This is a genomic window from [Micrococcus luteus] ATCC 49442 (assembly GCF_010367585.1).
Lineage (GTDB): Bacteria > Actinomycetota > Actinomycetes > Actinomycetales > Micrococcaceae > Arthrobacter > Arthrobacter luteus_A.
This window is the reverse complement of the sequence record NZ_JAAAXP010000001.1, coordinates 544,475-570,459: the sequence shown is the minus strand read 5'-3', so window position 1 is coordinate 570,459 and position 25,985 is coordinate 544,475. Positions and strand designations below refer to the sequence as shown.

Genomic DNA, 25,985 nt, shown 5'->3' with positions numbered 1-25,985 from the left:
ACCATGTCCAAGAAGTACACTGCCGCACGCCATCGTGCCGCCACCACCCCTACTACGTCCCTTGCCCTGACGATCGGACGGCCGGCCCTTGTTGTCGCCGCCGCTTCAGGCCTGTTTTTCGGTTTCAGCGCTCCGGCACACGCCGGGGTCAGCGGACCGGACAACTCCGGCACGGGTAACGTTCAGGCACAGTCCAGCGCACCGGTAGCAGCCGTCGCTCCGGCCCCGGCCCCCGCAACGGCCAATGTCCACACCGTCGTCTCCGGCGACACGCTGGGCGAGATCTCTGCCGCCAACGGCGTAGCCCTCAACGATGTCCTGGCCGCCAATGGCCTGGCGCTGTCCTCGATCATTTACCCGGGCGACCAGATCCAGATCCCCGCCGCCGGTCAGGCAGCCCCGGCAGCCGCACCGGCACCGGCAGCCGCCCCGGCACCGGCAGCACCCGCAGCCCCGGCAGCCGCCCCGGCTGCTCCCGCCAACACCGGCATCCAGCTGGCGTCAACCTCCGCACCGGTTCAGGCTCCCGCCCCTGTCCAGGCCCCGACCGGCGCTGCCGGCTCGGCAATCCTGGCCGCGGCCTACGGCCAGCTCGGAGTACAGCAGGACTGCACCGCCATGGTGGAGAAGGCCCTTCGCTCGGTCGGTAAGAGCGTTGGAGACCTGGCCCCGGGCCAGTTCTACCAGTACGGCAGCGTTGTTGGCTCGCCTGCCCCGGGTGACCTTGTCATCACTGCCGGTCACGTTGGCGTCTTCGCCGGCAACGGCCAGGTTGTCAGCGGCGGCGTGGACGGTTTTAAGACCGAGGTCCACTCCATCAGCTGGCTCCAGGGCGCTTCCTTCGTCCGCGTAGCGTGACCCCAGGCCGTTGGACGGCGGCGGTCGGCACACAGCCGCCCGCCGCCGTCGGCCGCTGCTGCATCCTCAGACGTGCTGCCCAAACCAGGACAGCGTGTCATTCCACGCAGCGGTCGCCTGGGCCTCGTTATAGCGTTCCCCGGTGTCATTGTGGAAAGCGTGGTCCACGCCCGGGTAGACGATGAGCTGATGCGTCACAGTGGTGGCGGCCAAGGCATCGCGGAGGGCCGGCATCGCGCCGGTGATCCGCTGGTCCAGTTCGGCGTACACCCCGAATGCGGCAGCTTTGATGGCCGGCACCTTGTTCAGGTCCGGAGCCGGACCATAAAACGCTGCGGTGGCTTTCAGGCCTGGCAGCTCGGTAGCCGCCTGCCAGGTAATGCCGCCGCCGAAACAGTATCCGTTCATGGCAATGCGTCCGGACTCCACGAAGTCCTGGGCCTGGAGGTAATCAAAGGCTGCCGCGAAGTCGCCTACATGACGGGCCGCCCCTGCCTTGGTCAGCGCCCCCGAAACGGCGTCCGAATCGAGGCTGGCAGTTCCCCCTTCCCTGCTCAGGAGGTCCAGGGCCAGCGCGGTATACCCTGCCTTCGCGAACCGGCGCGCCACGTCCTGGATGTGCGGTGTCAGCCCGCGGTTCTCGTGGCAGACCAGCACGGCCGGACCTGCTCCGCCGGAGTCCGGCCGCGCGAGGTAACCGCTGATGTCGGTTCCGCCCGCAGCCAACCGGACTGTCGCCGTCGTTAGCCCTGCAGCGCCTTCGGGAACGGACAACGGGCTCTTCGCCCCCGGCACAGGTCCCGTCGATGCGGTGGCAGTGCCTGTCGTGGAACCCGAGGGCGTGGGCATTGGGTCTGTGCTGCGCGGGACTTCCTCCGGTGTGCACCCCACCAGCAGCATCGCTGCGGACGCCGCTGCCATGCTGCCCATGATGAAGGCTACGCGGCGGGTAAACGTGCGGTGTGTCATCTCACCGGCACGGTAGTCGTCGAAGAATTCCTCAATCAGGTACCGCTCAAACTTTCCAAGCTGGACCATGGCCGGCCTCCTCGCGTGAGGCTAACATCCTGCTCCGAACCAGGCTGTCCCGCAAGGGGTCGCCTTACTGGCCTGCGCCGGGCGCCTGCCGCCGGTTCGGAAACGGTATCCGGTCCAGGTCGTTGGCTGCGATCACGGCTGCACGGCCCGAGCGCTCCCGCGCCTGCTCCTCGAGCCCGGTGACATCGTCGCCGTAGCGCGAGGAGAAGTGGGTAAGGATAAGCGTCCCGACGGCGGCGCTGGCCGCCAGCTCCCCGGCCTGCCCGGCGGTGAGGTGCGAGTACTGAGTTGCGAGCCCGCCGTCGTCGTTACTGAACGTGGACTCCGCAACCAGCAAATCCACGCGGTCAGCCAGTTCCCCGGCACCGGCGCACGGTGCGGTGTCCATAACAAATGCGAAGCTCTGCCCCCGCCGCGGAACGCTTACATCCTCCAGCCGGACGCTGCCCAGAACCCCGTTACGCTGCAGGCGGCCCACGTCTGCGCCGTGAACTCCGGCCGCCGCGAGCCTGTCCGGCAGGAGGCTGCGGCCATTAGGTTCATCCAGCCTGTAGCCGTAGGTTTCAATGCGGTGCTTCAGCGGACGGACCTGAAGGCCCGGCGCTACCGTGCCGGCGCTGCCGTGCGGGTGCAGCCTAAGGTCGATCCCGGGGGTGCTGACGGACACGAGGGCGCGGACCATATCCTCTCCAGAAGCCGGATAGTGCAGGTGGACCGGGTGGGCCACACCGTCCAGGGCCATCCTCGAAAGCACTCCCGGCAGCCCGAAGCAATGGTCACCGTGCACATGGGTCAGGCAGATCCGCGTGATCTGCGTGGCAGGCACGCCGGCGTGGATCATCTGGCGTTGTGTTCCCTCGCCGGGGTCAAAGAGCAGGCCCTCACCGTCCCACCGCAGCACGTAGCCGTTGTGATTGCGTGTCCGTGTGGGGACCTGGGAGGCTGTGCCGAGGGCAATGAACTCACGCATGAAACCGAGTGTCCCATTGCGGTCCGGCTATCACCATAAGTCCCTTCTCCGAACCTTGCCTGACTGCTAAATTGTGACGGCCAAGCCGGACCACAGCTGGTTCAGCCGGTCACCACGGAAGGACACATTATGCTCTCGGACACTTCCCGCCCCGTCATCCAGGCAACGCTGCCTGTGGTGGGGGAAAACATCGAAGAAATTGCCAAACGGTTCTACAAGCACATGTTTGACGCGAGGCCGGACCTGCTCGATGGCCTGTTCAACCGGGGAAACCAGGCCGACGGCCGTCAGCAACAGGCCCTGGCCGGGTCTATTGCCGCCTTCGCAACCTACCTCATCGAAAAGCCGGACCAGCTGCCCGATCATCTGCTGTCCAGGGTTGCCCACAAGCACGTCTCTCTGGGCCTGAGCCCGGACCAGTACCAGATTGTTCATGACCATCTGTTCTGGGCCATCGTGGATGTGCTCGGTGATGCTGTCACGCCGGAGGTTGCGGCCGCCTGGGATGAGGTTTATTGGCTGATGGGGAACATGCTGATCAACAAGGAACGCGGCCTCTACGGCGCGGTGCACCTCTCGCCGGAGACCATCTGGCGGACCTGGCGTGTGGCCCAGCGCATCCAGGAGACACCGGATGTGGTCACCTTTGTTGTGGAACGGACCGACGAACGGGACGTCAAGCCCTCGCTGCCCGGGCAGTACGTCACCATCAAAATGCTGATGAAGGACGGTGTCCACCAGCCGCGCCAGTACAGCCTGACGCGCGCCGACGACGGGCAGCACCGGCAGTTCGCAGTCAAGAGGGTCCACGGACTCGCCACACCCGACGGCGAGATGTCCAACCTGCTGCACAACGACGTCAAGGTGGGCGACGAAGTGGTTCTCTCTGCCCCGTTCGGCGACGTCGTGCTTGAGTACACTGACCGGCCGGTGGTCATGGCCAGCGCCGGCATCGGCATCACGCCCATGGCCGGGATGCTCTCGCACCTCGTGAAGGCAGGTTCCCAGCGGCACGTGATGCTCCTGCATGCCGACGACAGTCCGGAGTCTTTCCCCCTCCGCCAGCAGGTGACCGAGGACATCGGCCTCCTGTCGGAAGCTTCGCTGCACAGCTGGTTCCTGAACCGGGCTGGTGACCAGGGGGCGGCGGAGTCCTCCTTTACCGGGTTCATGGACGTCAACGCCGTCGAACTGCCCATAGATGCCGAGTACTATCTTTGCGGTCCGCTGCCGTTCCTCCAGGCAGTGCGGAGCGACCTCATCGCCAAAGGCGTCCCCGCCAGGGACATCCAGTACGAGGTATTCGGCCCGGACCTGTGGCTGGCAGACTTCCAGTAGTTTTCAAGCCGCTAGAACTGCTCCGCCGGAATAGCAAATCCGAGGTCCAGGAGTCCCCTGCCGGCCTGTTCCAGGATCGGGTCCATGGTCAGCGAGGCGTGGTTGAGCAGCACGTTGACGTCGCGTTGGATCCGCTGGAGCGGGTGCGTCAGGCGGTGCACGCTGCCACCTGAGCCGGTCAGGATGAGCCGGACAGCCTCAGCCGAAGCCTGGCCGCTCAGGCCGAGGGAGAGCCTGTACCGGGCGCGCTCCGCATCGGTGAAGGCCACCGGCTGCCGGTCAAAGGAGGCGGCCACCAGCCTGACCGCTTCGTCCCAGTGCAGCCGTGCGGTGGCAACCTGGCCATAGGCCTGCGTGTATCTGGCCTGGGCCAGCGGCGAATCGGCCTGGCGCTTCTCCACCGTCTGTTTGACCTTGCGCACCATCATCAGCTCCCGGAACTCTTCCAGGGCATGCTCGGCGGCTCCCAGAGCAGCTGCCGGGGCAACCATGTTCAGGAACGTGGCCATTGGGACGTGGATGCCCGGGTCCGGGTGGATGCGGCTGCCCGGATTGTCGGCGGCTGCCAGCAGGCTCCATTCCAGGGCGCGGTGGGCGGGGACAAAGAGGTTCTCGGCGCGGAGGTCATTGCTTCCGGTCCCCCGCAGGCCCGCCGTGTGCCACACGTCCAGCAACTCGAGATCAGCCATCGGGACCAGGCATTGCATCCGGACACCGCCGTGCTGCACTGCCAGCAGCGCCCAGTCGGAATGCATCACACCGGAGGCGAAGCTCCAGCGTCCGGTGATGGAGTAACCGCCGGGCACCTTCTTCGCTGCCCCTGGCGGGGCGCCGGTTGCGGCAGCCAAGGGGGCCGGGCCGGCGGCGAACACTTCGTCCTGGGCCTGCTGCGGCCACCGCGCCAGCATCCAGACGTGCTCTACGAGGTGACCCACGGTCCAGGCCGTGGAAACACAGCCCCGGGCAAGGCTTCGCACCATCTGTACATAACTTTCAAGCCCCATTCCGAAGCCACCCACGGCTGCCGGAGCGAGCATCTGGAAGACTCCGGCCGCCTTCAGTTCGGCAACGGTTTCCTTAGGGAGGCGCCGGAGCTCTTCGGTCTCGCCGGCACGCTCACGCAGCCGGGGAATTAGCGCGTCCACCCGGGCCAGCAGCTCGTCATGGGTGGGGACGGCGGAACCCGCGGCAGGGAGGTCTGCGGCAGTGGGTGTTTCCGCAGGAAGGCGTTCGCCCGGAAGCTCGATGGTGTGCGAGGTGTGATGCTTCTTGGCTTCCAGGTAGCGGAGGTTTGCGTCGGAGAGATGCACCCCCGTGGGGACCTGCTCCGTCACTTCAACGCCCAGGGAAGCGAGTTGCCCCACCTTGTCCGGGTTGTTGGTCAGGAGGCGGACGCGGCCGGCGCCGAGCGCGCCAAGCATCTGGGCGGCAGCGCCGTAGTCCCGTTCGTCCTCGCCGCGCCCCAGGGCCACGTTGGCTTCGTACGTATCAAGGCCAGTGTCCTGCAGGGCATACGCGTCAAGCTTGGCGTACAGGCCGATGCCTCGCCCTTCCTGGCGCAGGTACAGGAGGAAACCCCCGACGGCGGCAATCTGCTCAACTGCCTCGCGCAGCTGCGGACCGCAGTCGCAGCGCTCGCTGCCGAACACGTCACCGGTGAGGCATTCGCTGTGCAGCCGGACCAGCGGTGCGGCGTTTTCGGGCCCCTGGTCCAGGAGCGTCTGTTCCCACTGGCCCAGTCCAAGCAGGAGGTGCTCCTTGCCATCGGCCAGGCCCTGGAAGGTCATGACCTCAGCGGTGGCCGCGAAGCCGTCCGGGAAGCGCAGCGGGACAGTCACCTGGCTCCGGACGGTGGCAGGCTGTTCATATGGCCGCGCGACGGTCTCGGTCATAACGGTCATCTGTGCTCCTCTGGAAAGCAGGCAGTACTTGAATATTAAAGTAAACAGTACCGCCCAATACTTCACGACGCAAGCGATTAGGAGGACTTAAAACTTCACCCATGAAGTAAATATCGTAGACTTGGCCTATGGAAAACCCCGGAGAGCCCCGCTGGCTGGACAGTGACGAACGCGAGGTCTGGCTGACCCTTGTGGGCGTGATGACAAAGCTGCCCGGCGCACTGGACGCGCAGCTGCAGCGGGATGCCGGGCTGAGCCACTTTGAGTACATGGTCCTTGCCGGCCTGTCCGAAGCACCGGAACGAACCCGCCGGATGAGCGACCTTGCGGGTTTCACCGAGTCAGGCCTGCCCAGGCTGTCGCAGGTGGTGGGTCGGCTGGAGAAGCGCGGCTGGGTAAGCCGCTGCACGGACCCTACCGATGGACGGATTACGCTGGCCACACTCACCGACGAGGGGCTGGCGAAGATCGCAGATTCCGCCCCCGGCCACGTGGAAGCCGTCCGGAAGCTCGTTTTTGATCCACTTACCAGGGCTCAATCACGGCAGCTGGGAATCATCGGCAAGCGCATCATGGGCGCCGTCGACCCCGCGGGCCGCTGCCTGCAGGGCGTGGCCAGGAGCCAAGGTTCCGGGCATGCAGAATCACGGCGAGGATGATCAGCGGCACGTGGATTGCCGGAAGATTGTGCGCAAACCACCTCGGCAAATAGATATCAGTGACGGACCCGGTGGGGTCACCCAGGCGCCGCGCCAAGGGCGTGAGCGGACAGTGAAATCCATTCGCCGCGAAGATCAGCGTCTCACCGGCCACCACGGCGGCGGCCTTTCCTGCCCTCCGGTCGCTCTGGCCCCGGATCCCTGAGTACAGCACATAAATCATGCAGGCCTCGATGGTAAACCAGGCGAAGGTATGGAAGGCCTTGACGGCCTTCAGTTCCCACTGATGCTCCCTCATACGCACATGAAACACCCGGACCGCCACCCCGATCAGGGGCCTTTGTCCCATTCTGCACATTTTCCTGCCACGCCTGCTTCTATCGGCCGCGGCGGCGCCACTGTGGCGGTGCCGCCGCGGCGGTCACGGAAACCCGACTGGAAGAAAGCGCCAAACGTCCGCCGCGCAGCGGTACCGTGAAGCAGAACCCGCACGGGTGAATCACAGCGGACATGCTGCGGTGCAGACGGAGAGGAACTCAACATGGCACAGTTCACCGGCAAGGTTGCCCTGGTTACCGGCGGTGGCTCCGGTATTGGCGAAGCTGTCTGCAAAGAGCTCGCCACTAAACGCGCCAGCGTGGTTGTCACCGACATCAACCTGGAGGCTGCCCGGCGCGTCGCCAAGGAGATTGTCGACGCCGGCGGTACGGCTTCGGCGGTCCGCCAGGACACGGCCAGGAAGGAGGACTCCGAGATGGTGGTCCGCCACGCCGTCGATACGTACGGCGCCCTGCACCTTGCGGTGAACAACGCCGGCATCGGCGGCAAGCAGGCGCCCGCCGGTGAAACCGATCTGGAAGAGTGGGACAAAGTCGTCGGCATCAACCTCAACGGCGTGCTGTATGGAATGCGCTACCAGATCCCGCAAATGCTGGCGGCCGGTGCAGAGAACTGCGCCATCGTGAACATGGCCTCAGTGCACGGCACTGTCGCCGCCCCGGGCAACGGCGCCTACACGGCGGCCAAGCACGGAGTTGTCGGAATCACCAAGAACGCCGCCGTCGAGTACGGACCCCAGGGCCTGCGCGTCAACGCCGTTGGGCCCGGCTACATCCGGACACCGCTACTGGAGGGCGCCCTGACCCCCGAAGTCCTTTCGGTGATCGAAGGCAAGCACGCGCTGGGCCGGCTCGGAACAGCCGAGGAAGTGGCCCACCTGGTCAGCTTCCTGCTGTCGGAGGAAGCATCCTTCATCACGGGCGGTTACTACCTTGTTGACGGAGGCTACACGGCCATCTGAGGCTACACCGTCGTCGGAGGCTAAGGCGTCGGCCGAGGTATCCCGCGGGGATCAGTCGCCCACAGCGTCGCGCCCGCGGCGCACAATCAGCGGGTCGGGCTGCCGGACCGCTGACGCATCCTTGCCGTCGTAGTCGAACTGGCTCAGGAAGAAGCGCATGGCATTGATCCGTCCCCGCTTCTTGTCATTGGACTTGATGGTCATCCACGGTGCATGGTCCGTGTCCGTGCGCAGAAACGTCTCTTCCTTTGCCCGGGTGTAGTCCTCCCAGCGGTCCAGCGACGCCAGATCCACCGGTGAGAGCTTCCACCGCCGGACGGGGTCTATCTGGCGGATGGCGAAGCGTGTGCGTTGCTCGTGCCTTGTCACGGAAAACCAAAATTTTGTCAGGTGGATCCCTGAGTCCACCAGCATCTTCTCGAACAAGGGGGCCTGGTCCATAAACGTCGAGTAGTCGCGGTCAGTGCAGAAATCCATGACCCTTTCCACATTGGCCCTGTTGTACCAGGAGCGGTCAAACAGCACGATCTCCCCTGCCGTGGGCAAATGCTGGATGTAGCGCTGGAAATACCACTGCCCCTGCTCGCGGTCCGACGGTTTGCCCAGCGCGACGGTCCGGGCAGCCCTCGGATCCAGATGCTCGGTAAAGCGTTTGATGGTGCCGCCCTTCCCGGCGGCATCCCGGCCTTCGAAGACCACCACGTTCTTGAGCCCGTGGTCCTGGCCCCAATACTGGAACTTCAGCAGTTCCACTTGCAGCCGGTATTTCTCCAGTTCGTATTCTTCCCGGGACATCCGCTCTTCGTACGGATAGTCCTCACGCCAGGTCTGCATGGCGGAGCCGCCAGGATCGATCAGTTCCGGATCCTCGCCCTGGCCGCCGCGCACCGTGTACCCGAGCTGCACCAGCCGGTCAATGGCCTCACGCAGGTTGTCCCGTACCCACCACGGGTCCGCCGGCCGCCATGCCTCCCTGTCCAGCATCACCAAGCTCTCCTCCCGGTCATATCCGGATCGTCTCACGAACGCACAGGCCGGAAAAGTGCCTGATCGCGCAGCGCCGCCATCGGTGATCCGCCGTAAAATTTAAGTAGACCGGCGGCGGCGGAGCCATCGGTTGTTCCCCCAACAACCGCAGCTGCTCACCCCCCAGCCCGCCGCCGGTCCTGGATCACCCCGTTACACCCCCGGCACGGACCTTGAATCTCACGGACGCGGCCGCATTATGGGCGGGTTGAGCACCGCCTTGGCCGGCTGGCCTGCCGCCGGGCGGGCTGCCGCCGCAAGCCGGAAAAGTGCTGCCGGACGGCCGGTATCGCCTGTGGTCATCCGCCCGGTGTCTTCCAGGAAATCGGGGGTTCCTGTCGCCTTGCGGTGAAAATTCCGGGGGTCCAGGCGCGTATCCCAGACGGCCTCATACACCGCCCTTAGCTGGGCGATGGTGAATTCCTCGCCGCAGAAGGCAGCACCCAACGGCGAGTATTCGAGCTTTGACTTGGCCCGCTCCACGGCATCCGCCATGATCCGGTCATGATCAAAGGCCAGCTGCACGTCGCCACCCCGGACCTCGCGGACGGGGTACCAGGCTGCGTGCTCGGCATCGCTCCCTGCCGACAGTACTGGAAAATCAGGCGCGAGAAGCAGGTGGGCAACGGTCAGGATGTCTCCGCGCGGATCGCGTCCCCTGGGACCGTAACTGCCCAATTGCTCCAGGTAGCCGGGGAGACGCTCGACGCCGGTCTCTTCCGCAAGTTCCCGGGTTGCCGCCTCCAGCAACTCTTCACCCGCCAGGACGAAACCGCCCGGGAGGGCGGGCTTCCCGCGGAAGGGTTCTAAAAGACGATTGATGAGCAGGACGCTCAGTTCGCCGTCGCGCACGGTGAGGGCGACGACGTCGACCGTTACCGGAAAGCGCGCGGGCTCCTGGTGGGTTGCTGGCATGAAGCCATCCTAAATACTTATCGTCACCTTGACAATAAGTCGCCATGGAACCTATCGTCTAGTTATCGTCAGCTTGACGAAAAGCGATCAGAGGAGAATACCATGGCCAGCATCAAGCGCTACCCCTGGATCAGCCACTTCCTGGGCAGCCCCACCGGTTACGTCGTCCACCTGCAAAAAGGCCAGGTCAGGCATCAGGGGGTCGGCCAGGCGTTCTGGTTCCGGCCGGCGAACTCCGTGCTCAGCGAGGTTCCCGTTGATGACCAGGAACTGCCCACGCTCTTCCACGCCATCACCCGGGACCACCAGGATGTCAGCGTCCAGGCCAACGTGACCTACCGCTTTATCGACCCCGTGTCCGTATCCAGCCGGCTCGACTTCGGGCTCCAGCCTGCCGGTTCAGCACCGGCCACCGGACGCGAGCAGGTGGCCACCATCATCGGCCAACTGTGCCAGAGCCACGCGATTGACCAGATCGCCACCACCACACTCGCCGAGGCGCTTGAACGCGGGGTGAGCCAGCTCCGCACTGTCCTCACCGGAGCGCTGCGCACCGACGCGCGTCTCCTGTCCACCGGCATCGAAATCCTCGGCGTGCAGGTCCTGGCGGTCCGGCCGGAAGCGGACGTCGAACGGGCCCTGCAGACGCCGGTCCGCGAACAGCTCCAGTCCGAAGCGGACCGTGCCGTGTACGAACGCCGGGCGGTCGCCGTCGAACGTGAACGCACGATCTCCGAGAACGAAATGGCAAGCCAGATCGAACTGGCCACGCGGCGCGAACACCTGGTTGCCCAGGAGGGTGCCAACGCTCGGCGCCAGGCGGAGGAAAAAGCCGCCGCTGGACTGATCGAGGCGCGTGCCTCGGCCGAACGCCAGGGCATCACCACCACCGCCGAAGCTAACCAGATCCGGCTGGTCGGTGAGGCCGCAGCCGCGCGCGAGGCCGCAACAATGGAGGTCTACCGGGACATGGAGCAGGCCACGCTGCTGGCCCTGGCCCTCCGTGAGGCAGCAGGATCACTCCCCAGCATCGGCAACCTCACCATCACACCGGATCTCCTCAGCGGGGCGCTTGCGGGTCTGTTCCGGGAGCCGGCGGGGGCAGGAGCACCTGCTGCCAGCGCCACCGGCCGGCTCGAAAAGTAGGGCCCCTCGTGGCAACTCCCCGTCTCGTCTTCGTTCACCGGCGCACCGAGCTCCAGGAATTACTGGACCGGCACGCCACCCGGGGCCAGGCCGAATTCTTCCTCCGCACCCGGGGCCGCAGCATCCACGACGTCCAGGAGCGCCATGACCGGCTCACCGCTGCCCTGGCCTCCCTCCGGGCCGCGGTCCCCGCCGAATGGCGGCACGCTGAAGTGGAACGCGCGGACCTGAGCCGCTTCCTGCTCACCCCTGAAGACATCATTGCCGTGGTGGGTCAGGACGGGTTGGTGGCCAATGCGGCGAAGTACCTTAGCGGCCAGCCCGTGATAGGAGTCGACCCTGAGCCGGGAATCAATCCGGGTGTCCTGGTCCGGCACTCGCCTCAGGCTGCGGCAAGACTCCTGCAGCGCGCGGCCCTGGCCGGGCCGGTGGAACAGCTGCGCTGCCAGGAACTCACAACGGTAACCGCGCGGCTCGACGACGGCCAGGAACTGTCGGGCCTCAACGAAATATTCATTGGGCACGCCTCGCACCAGTCTGCGCGATACCAGCTCACCACGCCGGGCGGCCAGGCAGAGCGTCAGTCCTCGTCCGGACTGATCGTTTCCACCGGGACGGGCGCCACAGGCTGGTGCGCATCAATCGCCCTCGAACGCGGCGGACGCCCGCTGCCGGCACCCACGGACGCCCGGCTTGCATGGTTTGTCCGCGAGGCATGGCCCTCCCCCGCGACCGGCGCCTCCCTGACCGAGGGTGTGCTGGCGGCGGGGGAAGGACTCCGCATCACCGTGGCCTCCGACCGGCTGGTGATCTTCGGCGACGGGATGGAAGATGACCGCCTGTCGGCATCATGGGGCCAGGAAATCACGGTGCAGCTGGGCGAGAGGCCGCTGCGGCTGGTGGCGTAATCCTTCTACGCCGCCCTCACCGGGTTCATCCGTGGGGGGGGGAAGTCACGGCGTGCCACTGCCCGGGGACGTGGCAGCGGGCTTAGCGAGGTCGGCTGCAATGTGATCCGTCCAGGCATTGACGTCCGCCCAGTTCCGCAAGTCGCCGAATCGGCCGCCCGCAAGCCGGAACACGATCCTGAGCGGTGCCGGCATCTGATCGGACTGGTACACACCGGAGAAGATCACGTGGCCGCGAAGCGGAACTTCCGGGGGCAGCAACTCCCCTACTCTTTTCAGCTGGAGTGCCGCAGCGCGCTTGCGGAACGGCTTTGGCAAAGCGTCGGCCATTCCTACGCTGAAGGCCCAGACAGGACGTGTCGCCAGCTCGGGTGCAAGGCGGCTGAAGAACGCCGCGGCCGGGGACAGCCATGCCTGGTTATGGATGGCGCTGCCCACTATGACGGCCTCATAACCGGAGACGGACTCCACCTCTTCCACGGAACGGCATTCGACAGCGTCCACGGCAGCCGCAAGACGGGACGCCATATGTTGGGCTATCTCCGCCGTGGAACCCAGCCCGCTCGCGTAGGCAACAAGGACAGTCATCGCAGCCTCCTTCGCTTCCCAGTCTCACGGAAGCCGGGCCGGTTTGAACGTGCCATAAGTCCCGCCGCGGGATTGTTATTCGGGCGGGTAGTCCTGCATCTGCGAAACGAGTACTCACTACTCGTGTATCGGCCCCTGCCTTCCTCCTAGTGTGGACATCGGGGCCGGCGGTGTGTGGTGCGTACCGAGACCGTGCGCACTGCCCCCAGCCACCGTCGGCCCCCTTTACTCGCTCAGCAGTGCACAGGAGCGTTGAACATGAACGATCCAACAGCCCGAGCCATCTCAGCGGTATCCGGCCGTGCAGCACGGCTGGCCTCGATCCCCTCTTACCAGCGCGTTGACGCTTACCTCAGGGAAACCAACGCGCGCCGGAAGAGCCACGCGGGAGGCTGTGATTTCACGTTTGGCAACCCGCACCAGATGCCGCCGGACCGCTACGTCAATACGCTGCGCGAGGCTCTCACCCCGCTGAACGACCAATGGTTCGCCTACCAGACCAACGGCGACGCCGCCCGGGAGGCTGCCGCGGAATCCCTCCAGCAACTGCTCGGAGTAGCATTCCGCCCCGAGGACATTTACCTCACCACCGGAGGCTTCGCCGCGATCGCGTTGGCGCTGAAAACCGTAGCCGATCCGGGCGATGAAGTTATCTACAGCCTGCCGCCATGGTTCCTGTATGAGCCGCTGATCCTTGAAGCCGGACTCGTCCCGGTGAAGGTCAACATCGACACAACGACGTTTGATCTGGATCTCGACGCAATTGAGGGTGCCATCACTGAGCGGACAAGGGTTCTGATCGTCAATTCACCCAACAATCCCACGGGAAGGATATATCCGCCCGAGCTGCTGGTCAGGGTGGCAGAACTGCTGGAGAGGGCCTCGGCACGGATCGGACGGCGGATCTACCTGGTCTCGGACGAAGCCTATAACCGGATTGTGTATGACGGCCTGCGCTTCCACAGCCCGGTGGAGTTCTACCCGCACACCCTGCTGGCCTACTCCTATGGCAAGACCCACCTCTCGCCGGGGCAGCGCGTGGGATATTTGGCGCTGCCGCCTACGCTGCCGGAGCGCGAGGAGATGGGACCGGCCATCACCGGCCTGCAGGTGGCCATGGGCTGGGTGTATCCGAACGCCCTGCTCCAGCACGCGCTTCCCAAGCTGGAGCAGTTCACCATCGACGTCGGCCAGCTGCAGCGCCGACGGGATCGCCTGATCGATGCGCTCGGCAGCATGGGGTACCGTGTCTGGCGCCCGGAGGGCACGTTCTATCTCTATATTCCTTCGCCGACTCCGGACGACGTGGCGTTCACCGAGTCACTCGCCGGACGGGACGTTTTCGTATTTCCGGGTGTTTTGTTCGAGACCCCGGGCTTTTTCAGGATCTCCCTGACCGCCAACGAGGACATGATCGAACGCAGCCTGCCGGCCTTCGAAGCGGCAATGAAGGGAAGCCATGCGTGATTCCTGACCGCGAAACGTGACCCGGGAAATTAGTAAGCCTTACTTACAGTTCGGATCTAGACTTGACCATGGAGACGGTGCCAGCGGTTGTTCTCGTGATCGGCGTGGCCATCGCATGGCTGGGCATCACGGCCTTCGTCATCGTGCGGTTCCGGCGCAGGAGGAGTGGATCCTCGCTTGTACGGTCGGCGCCGGCTTCCGGTGAACTTGCCGGCAAACGTCGCGGCAGGACGCCTCGCCGCGTACGCGTTGTCGCCGGCGACAGCACCGTGACTTCGGCGAGGCGGCTCAGCCTGAGAGTCAGGAAAGTCCGCCGGTAAGCCCTGCGGGAACCCCTCCAGGCAACACTGTCCGGGCCGCACGTTCAGTCCTTGGGCCGGGGAAGCAGCCCCCCGATGAGTCCCGCGAGGGCTGCCGGCAGGGCGATGAGAGCGGCGATCTGTGGAGTCAGCGACGGTGGCGTCATGATCATCGTGGCCAGGCCCACCAGTGCTGCCGGAGAGGCAACGCAGAGGGTGACCCACAGCGGGTTGCCCCGGATCTGGGACCAGACGGCTGCTGCCAGCGATGCGGCAGAACCGGCGAGCATCAACAGCCTGCCCACCCGCACCCGCTCGATGAACTCCGGGCCGGGCACGTCCGCCAGGAACGCCGTTCGTTCCAGGGCAGCACCTGTGACAACGATGGCGACCAAGACCAACGCCGCCCACGGCAGTGACCGGCCCTTCCACCATGGAAGGACGACATAGTGTTCGTTGCCGTTTTGCGAACTCATCACAAGGCGAGCCTAGCGGCCCCGGCCTGGCGCGGCACACAACGCTGCCTGGCTGGTTCAGGCAGAGCACAGCCTTGCGGCCACCGAAAATTCATCCCGGTGTCATCCCGGGATGCTAGTGTCCGGCCATGGATGAACTGATGCTGGTACCCGACGCCGTTGGCGCCCGGGATTTGTCGGACCGGGCTGGATTCGATGTCAATTTCCTCGGGCTTCCGGTTCCCGCGCCCACTTTGGCAGGCGTGGAGACGGTCCTCCTGCCCTACACACACTTCTCCGTTTTGATGCGGTTGGACAAGCGGCTGGCCGCGGTCACGGCCCTTGGGATCGACGGGCAGAGGCTTATCGATCTGGACCGGTCCGGCATCCGGTGGCGGCTGGATCCCCGGCTCACTGAAGACCAGCAAACCGGTGAGCGGCTCTACGCCCGGAATGACCTGGACCGCGGGCACCTCGTGCGGCGTGCCTCCGCTGTCTGGGGTGCCACGCGTGACGAGGCAGCACAGGCGAACGAGGACACCTTTCACTACACCAACGCTGCACCGCAGGCGGCGAAGTTCAACCAGGGCCTGGATCTGTGGCTTGGCCTGGAGTCCTACCTGCTGGAGCATGCCGCAGATTACGGCCGGCGGCTGGTTGTGTTCACCGGGCCCATCTTCGGGGATACCGATCCGGTGTACCGGGGCGTGGATATTCCGTTGCTGTTTTTCAAAGTGGCCGTGTTCCTCCAGGACGGTGAACTCTCCGCCACCGGCTATGTTGTGGACCAGACACCACAGCTTGCCGATTTGCCTGACGTGCCGCCGCCCGGGGCTGTCGACGAGGCTCCCCCGCTGGGTCCGTTCCTGACTTTCCAAGTCCCCATCCGGGACATCGCGGCCCTGACGGGCCTGCACCTTGACCAGCTCATTGCGGTGGACCGGATGCCCATCGCGTCAGAGCTGCCCACCGCCCGGGTCACGTCGACTTGGCGGAGGCTCCTCTCCCCCGAGGACCTGGACCTGGACTTCGACCTGAACGGCGACTAGGCCCCGCTCCCGCCCATGCTAAGACCACGGGTTCCCGGCCGCCTGGCGGCGGGATTCCCTGAGCCCGGCCATGGCGGGCTCCCAGATGCCGAAGGCGCCGGCGATGTCTTCCCCGGCGCCAGTGCCGATCAGGTGCCCGACCTGCCGTGGGCTGAGGCCTGGCATCCGGTGCCCGTGCTGGGCTGCTGCGGCGAGCGCCGTCGAGATCCGTTCAATGGCCTTCCAGTTCGCGTCGGCGACGGAGAGTGCTACCGCCAGGACGGCCGGATCGGCTTCCGCCGGCTCGGGATGGCTGCCGGCTTCCGGGTCCGAGGATCCCGCTCGGTATTGAGCCCAGATCCACTCCGCAGCGTGCTGCACCGGAGTACCGGACCTTGTTGCGAGCACGGCTTCGGCTGCGGGACCGGTCCAGCAGATCAGAGCCCAACTGAAGTGATCAGCCACGCGCTTCAGTCCAAGCGGAGTACCCCGGCATACCTCCCCGGTCACTGCACTATGCAGGGACAGCCCGGCTGCGTAGCACCCCACAACATGCCCGGCGTTGTGGACGGCGGCGGTGAGCGGTTCGTTAGGGCTCTGGTACGGCCCGACGGGCAAGGTCACGGATTCCCCTCTGACTGATGCCGGTGCCCGGTCAGGGCAGGGCAACCTCCGCCACCTGCGGATGAGGCCACCATCGAACCGGGGAAAGCCGCACGGCAGACGGGAACAAGCCACGAAGGGCAGTCTGGAAAGGGTCCGCGGTGCAGACCCGGGGCCACCCCGTGCCATCGCTCCGGGGCTGCCGAACTTCATTTTAGGTCAGGTAAGAAGCTCCGGGAAGAGTGCATGGAGCCTCTTGGTGCACTCGGCTGCAGCCACACAATTCAGCCGCCAGGGAAGTGGACCCAAACCCGAGGGGCCCTCCAGGGGGCCATAACACTATTCACCGCTGATCCGTTATTCACTGCGGTGAGCGAAATCACTCAATGTGCAGTGCGGCGGACGCAGTAGGTACTGTTCTCCGGGTGCTAAAGGACAAGAAACATATCACTGCCTCCGTAATTACCCTCACCCTGGCCGGTGGACTGCTGATTGGCGCGTCCACCCCTGCCGGCGCCGCCTCCTGGCCTGTGGACTGGTGGAACTGGATCACAGCCAGCGAAGAGTCCCCGGCACCTGCGACGCCTTCCGCAGCTCCAACCGCCTCGACGCCCGCAACCGCTCCGCCAACGTCCGCTCCTGCGACGTCGTCTCCTGCTGCGGTACCCGCGGCTGAGGTGCCGGTTCCGGAAGAGTCGGCTCCCGTGCAGGTTCCGGTGCCCGCAGCTCCGGCACCGGCGCCAGCGGTCCAACCCCCCGCCCCGGCACCCGCTCCGGCTCCAGCCCCGGCTCCAGCCCCCCTCCCGGCCCCGCCGGCTCCCGCGCCTCCGGCAGCGGGTGGCGCGGCGTCCAACGCCGTAGCGCAGCGGTCCTTCGAGCTCGTCAATCAATACCGGGTAGCCAACGGCCTCGCCGCGCTGCGCTACAACGCCGGTCTCGCCAGTGTGGCGCAGAGCTGGTCTAACACCATGATGAGTGACATTAACGCCCAGGGCAGCGCCGGCTTCCGGCACAACCCGGACGCAGCCGCCCAGATCCCGTCCGGCTGGACCCGTTCCGCGGAGAACATTGCGGTAAACGCCGACGCCGATGCGCTGTTCGCCGCGTGGAAGGCCTCCCCGGGCCACAACGCCAACATGCTCAACGCCGGCCTGACCGACTTTGGCTTCGGCTCAGCCCGGCTCGCCTCAGGCTCCCCCTACGGCGCGCAGTTGGTTGCCACCCAGAACTTCGCCACCTACGGGAAGTAAGCAAAGGAACGACGGCGGCCAGCCGCCGTCGTTCCGCTCGAAGGCGAGCTCTCTCAGGACCTGACATCACAAAACCCGGCTAGCCTCGGAGATGCCCACTCTCACGTAGCTCCTGCCCGGGCTTCCGGCGTACGGGATAGTGCGAGCGCCCATCCGCCGGCCCCACCAATGGCGAGCAATACGGTCAAGAACCCGATCGCTTGTGCGCTCGGCCATGTCAGGGCGTCACCGTACCGCAGCAGGGCAATCGCCTGCAGAATAACGAACACAACGGAGGTCAGGGCCACGGGGCGAACGGTGCGGCGGTCGCCGCTCAATTGGCCCTGCGCGGCAGACCAGCCCAGACCGACCAGCCACGCTCCGACCGCCCTCGCAGTGAGCTCGGACAAGGGCCACGGCCACCACGTCGCGGCCTGAACAGGAACTGCCAGGAGCGCCACGCCATATACCAGCAGCACCCCGGCGATTCCCATCAGGAGCAAGCGGAGCGCAGTGGGCAGCACCGGTCGTCGCGCCGCCACGGCCTGTGGGGCAGGACGCCGGGACCTGAGTTGCATCCAGCTGATGACGAGCATCGCCACGGGCACGATCGCATAGATTGCCAGCCACGCCCAGGTGGCAACTTGGGCAAGGGGGGCAGCGTCCGGCGACAGGTGGAAGCGGTCGAGATGAAGCAGAGTGACTCCCAAGGTCAATGTCGTGAAGACGAACACGGGCCAGACCGCCAGCCTCGCTGACTCCCAACCCGCTGAGCGGGCGCCGGTCACCTCCAGGCCGGCGCTCGACCAGTAGGCCGCCCCGAGGAAAACCGCGGTCATGGGCGGACTGACTGTCCACGCGAACCATTCCGCTGTCCGGAGCGGAAACACGAATAACACGAGCCCGGCGAGAAACACCAGAAATGCAGCGACGTAGAGCAGCCAGCGCATCTGCGGGATCAACGGTGAGATTTCAGTTGATGCGGCCATCACCGGGCAGCTCCTCGGGTGCGGCTGTCTCGCCACTGGCCGGGGGCGGGGCAGGCAGTGGGTTTTCGGCCAGGTACGCGTGAAGCATAGAGACCACCGTGGCACCGTCCCCCACTGCGGTAGCCACTCTTTTGATCGAACCGGACCGCACATCTCCGATCGCGAATACGCCAGGCATGCTGGTTTCCAGCGCCAATGGCTGCCTGCCCGGTCTGATGGACGCGGCGTCGCCGGCCTCCCGGCTGGCCCCGGTACGCAGGAACCCGGCCGGGTCGCACTGTATGGTGCCGGGCAGCCAGGAGGTCCGCGGCACCGAACCAATCAGCACGAACAAGCCGCCCGCTTCGATCTCCTCACCCGGGGTTCCGTCGGCCGCTCCGGACGCGGCGACCCTGACGGCGGAAAGGAACCCGTCCTGATCGCGGGCCCCCACCAGGGCCGTGCTGTAACGGATAGAAACATTCCGGGTGGCCTCCAGCTGGGCTATGAGGTATTCCGACATGCTGACCGACAGAGTGGGTCCGCGCACCAGCAGCGTCACCTTCTTTGCGTACTTCGCAAGGTGCAGAACCGCCTGTCCGGCCGAGTTGCCGCCACCCACCACACAGACGTGCTTTCCGGCCATCGACGGCGCCTCGGAGACTGTGGCCCCGTAGAAAACGCCTCTGCCGACCAGATTCTCAAGCTGAGGTATGCCGAGGCGACGGTAGTCCACGCCCGTGGCCACCACAACGGCACGGCACCGTACGACGCTCCCGTCGGAAATCGAGACTGCGTACAACCCCCTGTCTACGCCGAGCCCCTCCACCGTCCGCATAAACAGGAAGTCCGTGCCCAAAGTCCAGGCCTGGTGAAACGAGCGGTACGCCAGGTGGGCGCCGCTCACGCCGCGGGAGAAGCCCGGGTAGTTGCGGATCAGTGAACTGGTGCCGGCCTGGCCTCCTACAGCTTCTCCCTCCACCACCATGGTGGAGAGGCCCTCGGAGGCGGCATACACTGCGGTGGCCAGACCGGAGGGACCGGCTCCGACGACCACCACATCGAAGATCTTGTCCGCCGGCGGCGGCCGCGTCACCCCCATCGCTTGGGCGATCTCCAGGTCACTCGGGTTCTCGAGGACAATTGGTGAAGCGGTGAACTGCAGCACCATGACGGGCAGCACGGGATCGCGCAGGCTTACGCTTTCCAGCGTCCGTTCCGCCGTCTCGGACCCGGCAGGGTAGAAGCCCACCGGAATGTGGTTCCGGCTCAGGGAGTCGCGCAACGTATGCGTCCTTTCGTCTCCCATCTCCCCGATCAGCCGGACCGCCTCGAACCCGACCCCCTGGGCCAGGTGCCAGTCGTCGAGGGCGTCGGTAATCGCCCCATGGAATTCTTCATCGCGCGATCGTTCGGGACGGATGATCATCAATTCGGCGTACCCCTGGGCGATCGCCCGGAACACAACGGGGGCGCTCGCGAAATCCCCCCATATCACCACCACACCACGCTTGGCTGCCGGGTGAAAGCCATAGGCACGCCGCAGGAACTCGAGTCCACCGTGGTCATCCGGTCCGTAGCATCCGAGGATGAGGGCAACCTGGCGCTTCCAACGCCGCAGACCCTCAAGCACCGCCCGTCCGTGGGCGTAGTCGGCGCAGGTCACCACCTCGTAATCGGCCCCGTACCGTCGGCGTAACTCATCTCCGAGAATGCGCCGGGAGGCCGGGTCCGTGGTGGCAATCAGCATGACCGGAACCGAGTGATCCATGGCCGCCGTCTTTCGGTTCAATGGTTCGGTGGCGCCCACGATACCCGCGCTGGGACAGTGGGGACAAGAGCGCGGAGATTCTGCCAGAATGGCTCCCGACGGCGGGGCAAGCAGGATGTCCTGAGCCGACCGGAGCGAAGGAATGGAGCATCCTATGAAGGACCACGCCATTCCGGGAATCAGCCTCACCGCCACTCCCAGTGGAACCGGTTGCCTGGAGTGCCTTGCCGGTGACGGCCCGGGATGGTGGCTGCATCTTCGACGCTGCGCCCAGTGCGGCCACATCGGATGCTGCGATTCTTCCCCGTCACAGCATGCCAGTGCCCACGCGCGCACGGCCGGCCACCCGGTCATGAGGTCGTTTGAGCCCGGGGAGAGTTGGTTCTACGAGCACACCACAAAGAAGTTCTTTCGCGGCCCCCGGCTTCCGGATCCTCAGTCCAGACCACCGGAGCAGCCGGCGCCTGGCCCGGCAGACAAGGTCCCCGCAGACTGGCGGGAGCACCTACACCGGTAACCGCGGCTGCAGAATGGTTAGGCTGGGTGAATGGCAACAGTTATTCTCGTACGGCACGGCCGCACCACAGCCAACGCCACTGGACTGCTGGCCGGCAGGGCCGCCGGTGTCAGCCTGGACCAGGTCGGGCGCGGGCAGGCGGCTTTGACCGGAGAGCGGCTCGCGGCCGTGCCCGTAGTGGGGGTGGTATCGAGCCCTCTCGAGCGTTGTCAGCAGACGGCCCGGTTCATCCTTGACCGCCAGGCGGGCACTCCGTACGCGCCGTTGGAATCCGATCTCACCGAGTGCGATTATGGCCAATGGCAGGGCCGCACGCTCAGTGATCTCGCCACGGAAGATCTGTGGTCGGCTGTGCAATCGCAGCCGTCCGCCGTCACTTTTCCCGGCGGTGAATCCATGGCCGCGATGCAGGCGCGGGCGGTAGCAGCAGTTCGACGTCACGATGCCGCCTTCGAAGCGGAGTACGGACCAGGAGCCGTATGGGTGGCGGTGAGTCACGGTGACGTCATCAAATCGGTTATCGCCGACGCGCTCGGCCTACACCTCGACCTGTTCCAACGCATTAATGTGAACCCGGCCTCCGTCTCGATCGTGCGTTACGGAGCCAGCAGGCCGAGCGTCTACGCGACCAACACCGACGCGGGAGATCTGTCGTGGCTGTCAAACGGCATCCGCTCTGCCGACGCGCCGGTGGGCGGCGGTGCAGGACAAACGGCGCCATGAAGCTTATATGCCTAAAATGCTCATATGCCTACACGTGTTCATGAGTTTGCCTGGCCTGATCGGGTCGTCGTTGGCACCATTGGCCTTCCGGGGGCACGCACGTTCTACCTGCAGGTGCGGGCGGGGACCCAGATCGTAAGTATCGCCATGGAGAAGCAGCAGTCGGCACTGCTCGCCGATAAAATCGACGAAATCCTGGACCACCTACTCGCCGTCGAGGGCAACCCCCACAGCGTTCCCACCAGCACGCCCATTGAATTGGTTGACAATGACCAGCTCGAGGCCGTTCAGGAGCAGTTCCGGACCGGCGCCATAAGTTTAGGGTGGGACCCGACAACGGCGCAGGTGGTGATAGAGGCCTACCCGATCACCGATGTCGACGCTGATGGCAACGACGAATCGCTTGATGAGGATGACGCTGACGTGCCCGAAATGCTGCTGGTGCGGATGCCGGTTGGCACCGCCCGCGCGTTCGCTAAGCGCACGCGTGAGGTTGTGGGCGCCGGGCGTCCCGCGTGCCCGCTCTGCGGTTACCCCGTCGACCCCGACGGGCACGTCTGCACTCAGCCCGAGGTCTGATGCCGGCGCCCGACCTGTTGACCGCCGAGCTGACGCTCACCGGACGCATCACGACGGCGTCGAACGCCACCTTCCTGGGCAGCATCGGGGACACGACAGTCGTCTATAAGCCGATAGCCGGTGAGAAACCGCTGTGGGACTTCCCGAACGGCTTCCTTGCCCACCGGGAGGTTGCCGCCTACCTGGTTTCGGAGGTCCTCGAATGGAACGTGGTGCCACGCACCTGGCTGCGGGACGGCCCGTTCGGCGAAGGGATGGTGCAGCTGTGGCAGGAGACCGACCCCGGGCAGAACCCGGTGGACCTCGTTGCGTCTGACGCTGTGCCGGAGACCGGCTGGAAACAGGTCCTTGAGGGTCAGGATGAGAATGGGCGGATGGTCGCCCTCATACACGAGGACTCTCCGGCGCTCAGGCGCATGGCGGTGTTCGACGTCGTCGTGAACAACGCCGACCGCAAAGGCGATCACATCCTTGCCATGACGGACGGGCACCGGCACGGCGTGGACCACGGTCTTACCTTTCACCGCGACCACAAGCTGCGCACGGTCCTGTGGGGGTGGCTGGGAGACGCCCTGACCGCCGAGGAACTTGCGGGCATCGATCGCGTCAGCGACGGACTGGACGGTGAGCTGGGCCGAAACCTGGCGGACCTGCTCAGCGCCGATGAAATTGCCTCGGTCGCCGCGCGCTGCGCCCGGCTGCGCCTGGCGCGTCGGTTCCCGGCTCCGAGCGGTGAGATGTCGGCGGTGCCCTGGCCGCTGTTCTAAGGGAATCGAGTACTACAGTGGATGCATGGCTGCCAGCCGCAATCCGCTCGATGACCTGCGCGAAACCATCGGTCATCTGACCGATCAGCTCAGGCTGCACGGTTCGGAGCGCGTCGATGACCTGGTCGGCGATCTCATCGGCGGGAGGCCCGGGCCGGCCCGGCCGCTGTCCGAGGTGCAGGCCGAGCTCGATGCGCTGGTCGGACTGGAGACCGTGAAGGAACAGGTGCGGGCGCTCGTGGCACTGCTCCAGGTCCAGGCCCGCCGTAAGGCGCACGGCCTGCCGGAGGTGGCCACATCACAGCATCTGGTGTTCCTCGGAAACCCGGGCACAGGAAAGACCACCGTGGCGCGGCTCCTGGCCGAGATGTACCGCGCGGTCGGTCTGCTGCAGAAAGGCCACATGGTCGAGGTCGACCGTTCAGGCCTGGTGGGACAGTACGTCGGCGCGACCGCCATCAAGACGGACAGGGTGATCCGGCGTGCGCTGGACGGCGTCCTGTTCATCGACGAGGCCTACGCGCTGGCGCCGGAGGACGGCCGGATGGACTTCGGCCCCGAGGCGATCGAGATCCTGCTCAAGAGGATGGAGGACCACCGCCACCGACTGGTCGTGATAGTGGCCGGGTACCCGCGGCTGATGGAGTCCTTCTTGCTCTCGAACCCCGGACTGCGCTCCCGGTTCGCCCGCGAGATTACGTTCCCCGACTACTCCGTCGACGCACTCCAGACGATCTTCCACCAGATGCTGGCCCAGCACGAGTACACTCTTGGGCCGGGTGCGGACCAGATACTGCGCCGCATCTTCACCGGGCTCCACGCGGGTGAGGACTCCGGCAACGCACGGTTCGCCCGCACGCTGTTCGAGCAGGCGCTCAACCGCCAGGCGCTGCGGCTGTCGCTCGACGAGGAACAAAGTCTCGACGCGCTCGATCGTGAGGCCGTCATGACGCTCACCGCGGACGACATCGTCGAGGCCGCGCTGGCCTTGGGCGAGAAGCCGGAGCCGGAACCGACGCCTGAACCTGAGCGGCCACGCTGGTGGCGCTGGCTGGCCTGACCGGATCCGCGGCGGCTGTCTGGCCGGGGCTGACCCGCCGGGCCGGTGAGGTTCAGCGGGAGATGGCTCCCAGAGTTTGCTTTGACAGGGACGCGTGGTCTGAGAGTATCCAGAGCCACGCGCCGGCGGTCACCACTCCTATAACCAAACCTCCCAAGAGCCCAGTGACGAGGTGCTCGGTTCGCCAATCGCCCCCGGAAACAAGGACACGGCAAAGCCACAGCCCGACGGACCAGGACAAGGCGGATGCTGCCAGCCAGGTGAGTCCATACCGTGCAGGCCAGCGAACCGCCCACCACTGCAGGGCCCCAATGACCAGTCCTCCTAAATTGAAAATCAGGGGCAGTGCAACGCTGTCGGGAAACGTGTCTCCTACGGCGTGGATGAGCCACAGGGCAAAGGTACTTACTGCCGACCAACGCCAGGAGTTCGGGATGATCTTTCGGATCAGATACCTCTGGCTTATACCCACCAGAATGCCGGTCCCGAGCCCGTTGACCACGGCACCGGCGATTCCTGCCCAGTTAAAAGCCTCCCCGTTGTTGGGCGGAAATGAGCCTGGAAAGTGGAAGGTGACGCCGGAAATGCCGTAGGCGACCACCGTGATCAGGAACCACGAAGCTGCATAAAGCTTTGCTTTCCGAGCCGATACCGCTTCCACCTCGCGCCTCCTACCGGCCAGTCCAGCAACCATTGTCGGTGTGGCCGGAACTTGCCGCAAGGCCCATGGATGAAGCCCATGCACCGTAGGACCTGGCCGACCACGGAGTCACTGGCCCTCCCCCGGTTTATCCAGCTCCTGGCAGGGCGGCGGTGCCGCGCCAGATGGGGACCAGGAAGCCCTCCAGCTGCTTCTCAATCTGGAAGGCGCGCTGGTCCTCGCCGACGGCGGCTAGAAGTCCCAGTCGTCATCTTCAGTGTTGACAGCCTTGCCAATGACGTACGACGAACCGGACCCCGAGAAGAAGTCGTGGTTCTCGTCGGCGTTCGGTGACAGCGCCGACAGGATCGCTGGGTTCACGTCAGTGACGGAAGCCGGGAACATGGCCTCGTAGCCCAGGTTCATGAGGGCCTTGTTGGCGTTGTAGTGCAGGAACTTCTTGACGTCCTCGGCCAGGCCCACGGAGTCGTAGAGATCGTGCGTGTACTGGACCTCGTTCTCGTAGAGCTCAAAGAGCAGCTCGAACGTGTAGTCCTTGATCTCCTGCTTGCGCTCCTCGGACAGGCCTTCGAGGCCCTTCTGGAACTTGTAGCCGATGTAGTAGCCGTGCACGGCTTCGTCGCGGATGATCAGGCGGATCAGGTCAGCCGTGTTCGTCAGCTTGGCGCGTGAGGACCAGTACATCGGCAGGTAGAAGCCCGAGTAGAACAGGAAGGACTCCAGCAGGGTGGAGGCCACCTTGCGCTTCAGGGGGTCATCGCCCTGGTAGTAGTCCATGACGATCTGCGCCTTCTTCTGAAGGTTCGCGTTCTCGGTGGACCAGCGGAACGCCTCGTCGATCTCCTTGGTGGAGGCCAGCGTGGAGAAGATCGAGGAGTAGCTCTTCGCGTGGACGGACTCCATGAACGCGATGTTCGTGTAGACAGCCTCCTCGTGCGGGGTGATCGCATCCGGGATCAGGGAAACGGCACCAACGGTGCCCTGAATGGTGTCCAGCAGGGTCAGGCCAGTGAACACGCGCATGGTGAGCTGCTGCTCGTCCTGGGTCAGCGTGGCCCAAGACTGGACGTCGTTGGACAGCGGAATCTTCTCCGGCAGCCAGAAGTTGTTGACCAGGCGGTTCCAGACGTCAACATCTTTATCGTCCTGGATACGGTTCCAATTGATCGCCTCGACGTGGCTAAGCAGCTTGACCTTCTCGGTCATGTCAT

27 protein-coding genes are annotated in these 25,985 nt (G+C 65.4%); 15 read left to right on the top strand and 12 right to left on the bottom strand.

The window, feature by feature from the left end:
- Positions 1-3: 3 nt before the first annotated feature.
- Positions 4-858, top strand: coding sequence for a C40 family peptidase (locus GUV69_RS02650; RefSeq protein WP_164199472.1), 855 nt, complete (start codon positions 4-6; stop codon positions 856-858).
- A gap of 66 nt (positions 859-924) precedes the next feature.
- Here the strand turns inward: GUV69_RS02650 and GUV69_RS02645 are convergent, their stop codons facing one another.
- Both GUV69_RS02645 and GUV69_RS02640 read right to left on the bottom strand, forming a co-directional pair.
- Positions 925-1,896 carry a dienelactone hydrolase family protein gene (locus GUV69_RS02645; RefSeq protein ID WP_164199470.1) on the bottom strand — a complete coding sequence of 324 codons (972 nt, stop codon included), beginning with the start codon at positions 1,894-1,896 and terminating at the stop codon, positions 925-927.
- Positions 1,897-1,960: 64 nt separating this feature from the next.
- A complete protein-coding gene (locus GUV69_RS02640; protein WP_164199468.1) occupies positions 1,961-2,866 on the bottom strand; it encodes a ribonuclease Z in 906 nt (301 codons plus the stop codon).
- Between the two features lie 129 nt (positions 2,867-2,995).
- On the opposite strand from GUV69_RS02640, the gene GUV69_RS02635 reads away from it, so the two are divergent.
- Positions 2,996-4,204: a globin domain-containing protein gene (locus tag GUV69_RS02635; protein WP_164199466.1), complete on the top strand. Its 1,209-nt coding sequence runs from the start codon at positions 2,996-2,998 to the stop codon at positions 4,202-4,204.
- A gap of 11 nt (positions 4,205-4,215) precedes the next feature.
- On the opposite strand, the gene ribA is transcribed toward GUV69_RS02635, so the two are convergent.
- Positions 4,216-6,105: a GTP cyclohydrolase II RibA gene (gene ribA, locus GUV69_RS23570; RefSeq protein ID WP_208786570.1), complete on the bottom strand. Its 1,890-nt coding sequence runs from the start codon at positions 6,103-6,105 to the stop codon at positions 4,216-4,218.
- Between the two features lie 128 nt (positions 6,106-6,233).
- Here ribA and GUV69_RS02625 point away from each other — a divergent pair, with 128 nt between their 5' ends.
- On the top strand, positions 6,234-6,764 hold the full coding sequence (locus tag GUV69_RS02625; protein ID WP_164199464.1) for a MarR family winged helix-turn-helix transcriptional regulator: 531 nt from the start codon (positions 6,234-6,236) through the stop codon (positions 6,762-6,764).
- Positions 6,765-7,305: 541 nt separating this feature from the next.
- Positions 7,306-8,064: an SDR family NAD(P)-dependent oxidoreductase gene (locus GUV69_RS02620; protein WP_164199462.1), complete on the top strand. Its 759-nt coding sequence runs from the start codon at positions 7,306-7,308 to the stop codon at positions 8,062-8,064.
- 51 nt (positions 8,065-8,115) lie between these two features.
- Here GUV69_RS02620 and ppk2 read toward each other — a convergent pair whose 3' ends face one another.
- Both ppk2 and GUV69_RS02610 read right to left on the bottom strand, forming a co-directional pair.
- The gene (gene ppk2 / locus GUV69_RS02615; RefSeq protein ID WP_164206159.1) at positions 8,116-9,048 is read right to left on the bottom strand and encodes a polyphosphate kinase 2; all 933 of its coding nucleotides are present in this window, start codon (positions 9,046-9,048) and stop codon (positions 8,116-8,118) included.
- Positions 9,049-9,270: 222 nt separating this feature from the next.
- Positions 9,271-10,005, bottom strand: a complete 735-nt coding sequence (locus GUV69_RS02610; RefSeq protein ID WP_164199460.1) for an NUDIX hydrolase — start codon at positions 10,003-10,005, stop codon at positions 9,271-9,273.
- 102 nt (positions 10,006-10,107) lie between these two features.
- Between GUV69_RS02610 and GUV69_RS02605 the strand changes: the two genes are divergently transcribed.
- Both GUV69_RS02605 and GUV69_RS02600 read left to right on the top strand, forming a co-directional pair.
- Positions 10,108-11,151: an SPFH domain-containing protein gene (locus GUV69_RS02605; protein WP_164199459.1), complete on the top strand. Its 1,044-nt coding sequence runs from the start codon at positions 10,108-10,110 to the stop codon at positions 11,149-11,151.
- A gap of 8 nt (positions 11,152-11,159) precedes the next feature.
- Positions 11,160-12,059: a diacylglycerol kinase catalytic domain-containing protein gene (locus tag GUV69_RS02600; protein ID WP_164199457.1), complete on the top strand. Its 900-nt coding sequence runs from the start codon at positions 11,160-11,162 to the stop codon at positions 12,057-12,059.
- Positions 12,060-12,104: 45 nt separating this feature from the next.
- On the opposite strand, the gene GUV69_RS02595 is transcribed toward GUV69_RS02600, so the two are convergent.
- Entirely contained in the window at positions 12,105-12,647 is a 543-nt protein-coding gene (locus GUV69_RS02595) for a flavodoxin domain-containing protein (RefSeq protein ID WP_164199455.1), read from the bottom strand.
- A gap of 258 nt (positions 12,648-12,905) precedes the next feature.
- On the opposite strand from GUV69_RS02595, the gene GUV69_RS02590 reads away from it, so the two are divergent.
- Together GUV69_RS02590 and GUV69_RS02585 are read left to right on the top strand one after the other, a co-directional pair.
- Positions 12,906-14,114: an aminotransferase class I/II-fold pyridoxal phosphate-dependent enzyme gene (locus GUV69_RS02590; RefSeq protein WP_164199453.1), complete on the top strand. Its 1,209-nt coding sequence runs from the start codon at positions 12,906-12,908 to the stop codon at positions 14,112-14,114.
- Positions 14,115-14,182: 68 nt separating this feature from the next.
- Positions 14,183-14,434 (top strand): hypothetical protein, encoded by a 252-nt coding sequence (locus GUV69_RS02585; protein ID WP_164199451.1) that lies wholly within the window; start codon positions 14,183-14,185, stop codon positions 14,432-14,434.
- 44 nt (positions 14,435-14,478) lie between these two features.
- Here GUV69_RS02585 and GUV69_RS02580 read toward each other — a convergent pair whose 3' ends face one another.
- Entirely contained in the window at positions 14,479-14,889 is a 411-nt protein-coding gene (locus GUV69_RS02580; RefSeq protein ID WP_164199449.1) for a hypothetical protein, read from the bottom strand.
- A 128-nt stretch (positions 14,890-15,017) separates the two neighbouring features.
- Here GUV69_RS02580 and GUV69_RS02575 point away from each other — a divergent pair, with 128 nt between their 5' ends.
- Positions 15,018-15,917 (top strand): DNA/RNA non-specific endonuclease, encoded by a 900-nt coding sequence (locus GUV69_RS02575; protein WP_164199447.1) that lies wholly within the window; start codon positions 15,018-15,020, stop codon positions 15,915-15,917.
- 18 nt (positions 15,918-15,935) lie between these two features.
- Here GUV69_RS02575 and GUV69_RS02570 read toward each other — a convergent pair whose 3' ends face one another.
- On the bottom strand, positions 15,936-16,520 hold the full coding sequence (locus GUV69_RS02570; RefSeq protein ID WP_164199445.1) for a hypothetical protein: 585 nt from the start codon (positions 16,518-16,520) through the stop codon (positions 15,936-15,938).
- Positions 16,521-16,924: 404 nt separating this feature from the next.
- Here GUV69_RS02570 and GUV69_RS02565 point away from each other — a divergent pair, with 404 nt between their 5' ends.
- Positions 16,925-17,749 carry a CAP domain-containing protein gene (locus GUV69_RS02565; protein ID WP_164199443.1) on the top strand — a complete coding sequence of 275 codons (825 nt, stop codon included), beginning with the start codon at positions 16,925-16,927 and terminating at the stop codon, positions 17,747-17,749.
- Positions 17,750-17,850: 101 nt separating this feature from the next.
- Here the strand turns inward: GUV69_RS02565 and GUV69_RS02560 are convergent, their stop codons facing one another.
- Together GUV69_RS02560 and GUV69_RS02555 are read right to left on the bottom strand one after the other, a co-directional pair.
- Positions 17,851-18,717: a hypothetical protein gene (locus tag GUV69_RS02560; protein WP_164199441.1), complete on the bottom strand. Its 867-nt coding sequence runs from the start codon at positions 18,715-18,717 to the stop codon at positions 17,851-17,853.
- A complete protein-coding gene (locus GUV69_RS02555) occupies positions 18,701-20,467 on the bottom strand; it encodes an NAD(P)/FAD-dependent oxidoreductase (protein WP_164199439.1) in 1,767 nt (588 codons plus the stop codon). Before GUV69_RS02555 ends, GUV69_RS02560 begins: the two co-directional genes overlap by 17 nt.
- Before the next feature lie 154 nt (positions 20,468-20,621).
- On the opposite strand from GUV69_RS02555, the gene GUV69_RS02550 reads away from it, so the two are divergent.
- Genes GUV69_RS02550 through GUV69_RS02530 form a run of 5 tightly spaced genes read left to right on the top strand, consistent with a single transcriptional unit; the run spans position 20,622 to position 24,113 of the window.
- Positions 20,622-20,984 carry a UBP-type zinc finger domain-containing protein gene (locus GUV69_RS02550; RefSeq protein WP_164199437.1) on the top strand — a complete coding sequence of 121 codons (363 nt, stop codon included), beginning with the start codon at positions 20,622-20,624 and terminating at the stop codon, positions 20,982-20,984.
- A 30-nt stretch (positions 20,985-21,014) separates the two neighbouring features.
- A complete protein-coding gene (locus GUV69_RS02545) occupies positions 21,015-21,707 on the top strand; it encodes an MSMEG_4193 family putative phosphomutase (RefSeq protein ID WP_164199435.1) in 693 nt (230 codons plus the stop codon).
- 24 nt (positions 21,708-21,731) lie between these two features.
- Complete coding sequence (locus GUV69_RS02540; RefSeq protein WP_164199433.1) at positions 21,732-22,286, top strand: DUF3090 domain-containing protein; 555 nt, start codon at positions 21,732-21,734, stop codon at positions 22,284-22,286.
- Complete coding sequence (locus GUV69_RS02535; protein ID WP_164199431.1) at positions 22,286-23,053, top strand: SCO1664 family protein; 768 nt, start codon at positions 22,286-22,288, stop codon at positions 23,051-23,053. Before GUV69_RS02540 ends, GUV69_RS02535 begins: the two co-directional genes overlap by 1 nt.
- 25 nt (positions 23,054-23,078) lie before the next feature.
- Positions 23,079-24,113, top strand: a complete 1,035-nt coding sequence (locus tag GUV69_RS02530; RefSeq protein ID WP_164199429.1) for an AAA family ATPase — start codon at positions 23,079-23,081, stop codon at positions 24,111-24,113.
- Between the two features lie 52 nt (positions 24,114-24,165).
- Here the strand turns inward: GUV69_RS02530 and GUV69_RS02525 are convergent, their stop codons facing one another.
- Positions 24,166-24,774, bottom strand: coding sequence for a hypothetical protein (locus tag GUV69_RS02525; protein ID WP_164199427.1), 609 nt, complete (start codon positions 24,772-24,774; stop codon positions 24,166-24,168).
- A 231-nt stretch (positions 24,775-25,005) separates the two neighbouring features.
- Positions 25,006-25,980, bottom strand: coding sequence for a class 1b ribonucleoside-diphosphate reductase subunit beta (gene nrdF / locus GUV69_RS02520; protein ID WP_164199425.1), 975 nt, complete (start codon positions 25,978-25,980; stop codon positions 25,006-25,008).
- Between the last annotated feature and the right edge of the window lie 5 nt (positions 25,981-25,985).

Bases quoted from the DNA above. Each gene is read 5' to 3' on its own strand.
- GUV69_RS02650 (WP_164199472.1), top strand. From the start codon at position 4: ATGTCCAAGAAGTACACTGCCGCACGCCATCGTGCCGCCACCACCCCT.
- GUV69_RS02645 (WP_164199470.1), bottom strand. From the start codon at position 1,896: ATGGTCCAGCTTGGAAAGTTTGAGCGGTACCTGATTGAGGAATTCTTC.
- GUV69_RS02640 (WP_164199468.1), bottom strand. From the start codon at position 2,866: ATGCGTGAGTTCATTGCCCTCGGCACAGCCTCCCAGGTCCCCACACGG.
- GUV69_RS02635 (WP_164199466.1), top strand. From the start codon at position 2,996: ATGCTCTCGGACACTTCCCGCCCCGTCATCCAGGCAACGCTGCCTGTG.
- ribA (WP_208786570.1), bottom strand. From the start codon at position 6,105: ATGACCGTTATGACCGAGACCGTCGCGCGGCCATATGAACAGCCTGCC.
- GUV69_RS02625 (WP_164199464.1), top strand. From the start codon at position 6,234: ATGGAAAACCCCGGAGAGCCCCGCTGGCTGGACAGTGACGAACGCGAG.
- GUV69_RS02620 (WP_164199462.1), top strand. From the start codon at position 7,306: ATGGCACAGTTCACCGGCAAGGTTGCCCTGGTTACCGGCGGTGGCTCC.
- ppk2 (WP_164206159.1), bottom strand. From the start codon at position 9,048: ATGCTGGACAGGGAGGCATGGCGGCCGGCGGACCCGTGGTGGGTACGG.
- GUV69_RS02610 (WP_164199460.1), bottom strand. From the start codon at position 10,005: ATGCCAGCAACCCACCAGGAGCCCGCGCGCTTTCCGGTAACGGTCGAC.
- GUV69_RS02605 (WP_164199459.1), top strand. From the start codon at position 10,108: ATGGCCAGCATCAAGCGCTACCCCTGGATCAGCCACTTCCTGGGCAGC.
- GUV69_RS02595 (WP_164199455.1), bottom strand. From the start codon at position 12,647: ATGACTGTCCTTGTTGCCTACGCGAGCGGGCTGGGTTCCACGGCGGAG.
- GUV69_RS02590 (WP_164199453.1), top strand. From the start codon at position 12,906: ATGAACGATCCAACAGCCCGAGCCATCTCAGCGGTATCCGGCCGTGCA.
- GUV69_RS02585 (WP_164199451.1), top strand. From the start codon at position 14,183: ATGGAGACGGTGCCAGCGGTTGTTCTCGTGATCGGCGTGGCCATCGCA.
- GUV69_RS02580 (WP_164199449.1), bottom strand. From the start codon at position 14,889: ATGAGTTCGCAAAACGGCAACGAACACTATGTCGTCCTTCCATGGTGG.
- GUV69_RS02575 (WP_164199447.1), top strand. From the start codon at position 15,018: ATGGATGAACTGATGCTGGTACCCGACGCCGTTGGCGCCCGGGATTTG.
- GUV69_RS02560 (WP_164199441.1), bottom strand. From the start codon at position 18,717: ATGGCCGCATCAACTGAAATCTCACCGTTGATCCCGCAGATGCGCTGG.
- GUV69_RS02555 (WP_164199439.1), bottom strand. From the start codon at position 20,467: ATGGATCACTCGGTTCCGGTCATGCTGATTGCCACCACGGACCCGGCC.
- GUV69_RS02550 (WP_164199437.1), top strand. From the start codon at position 20,622: ATGAAGGACCACGCCATTCCGGGAATCAGCCTCACCGCCACTCCCAGT.
- GUV69_RS02545 (WP_164199435.1), top strand. From the start codon at position 21,015: ATGGCAACAGTTATTCTCGTACGGCACGGCCGCACCACAGCCAACGCC.
- GUV69_RS02540 (WP_164199433.1), top strand. From the start codon at position 21,732: ATGCCTACACGTGTTCATGAGTTTGCCTGGCCTGATCGGGTCGTCGTT.
- GUV69_RS02535 (WP_164199431.1), top strand. From the start codon at position 22,286: ATGCCGGCGCCCGACCTGTTGACCGCCGAGCTGACGCTCACCGGACGC.
- GUV69_RS02530 (WP_164199429.1), top strand. From the start codon at position 23,079: ATGGCTGCCAGCCGCAATCCGCTCGATGACCTGCGCGAAACCATCGGT.
- nrdF (WP_164199425.1), bottom strand. From the start codon at position 25,980: ATGACCGAGAAGGTCAAGCTGCTTAGCCACGTCGAGGCGATCAATTGG.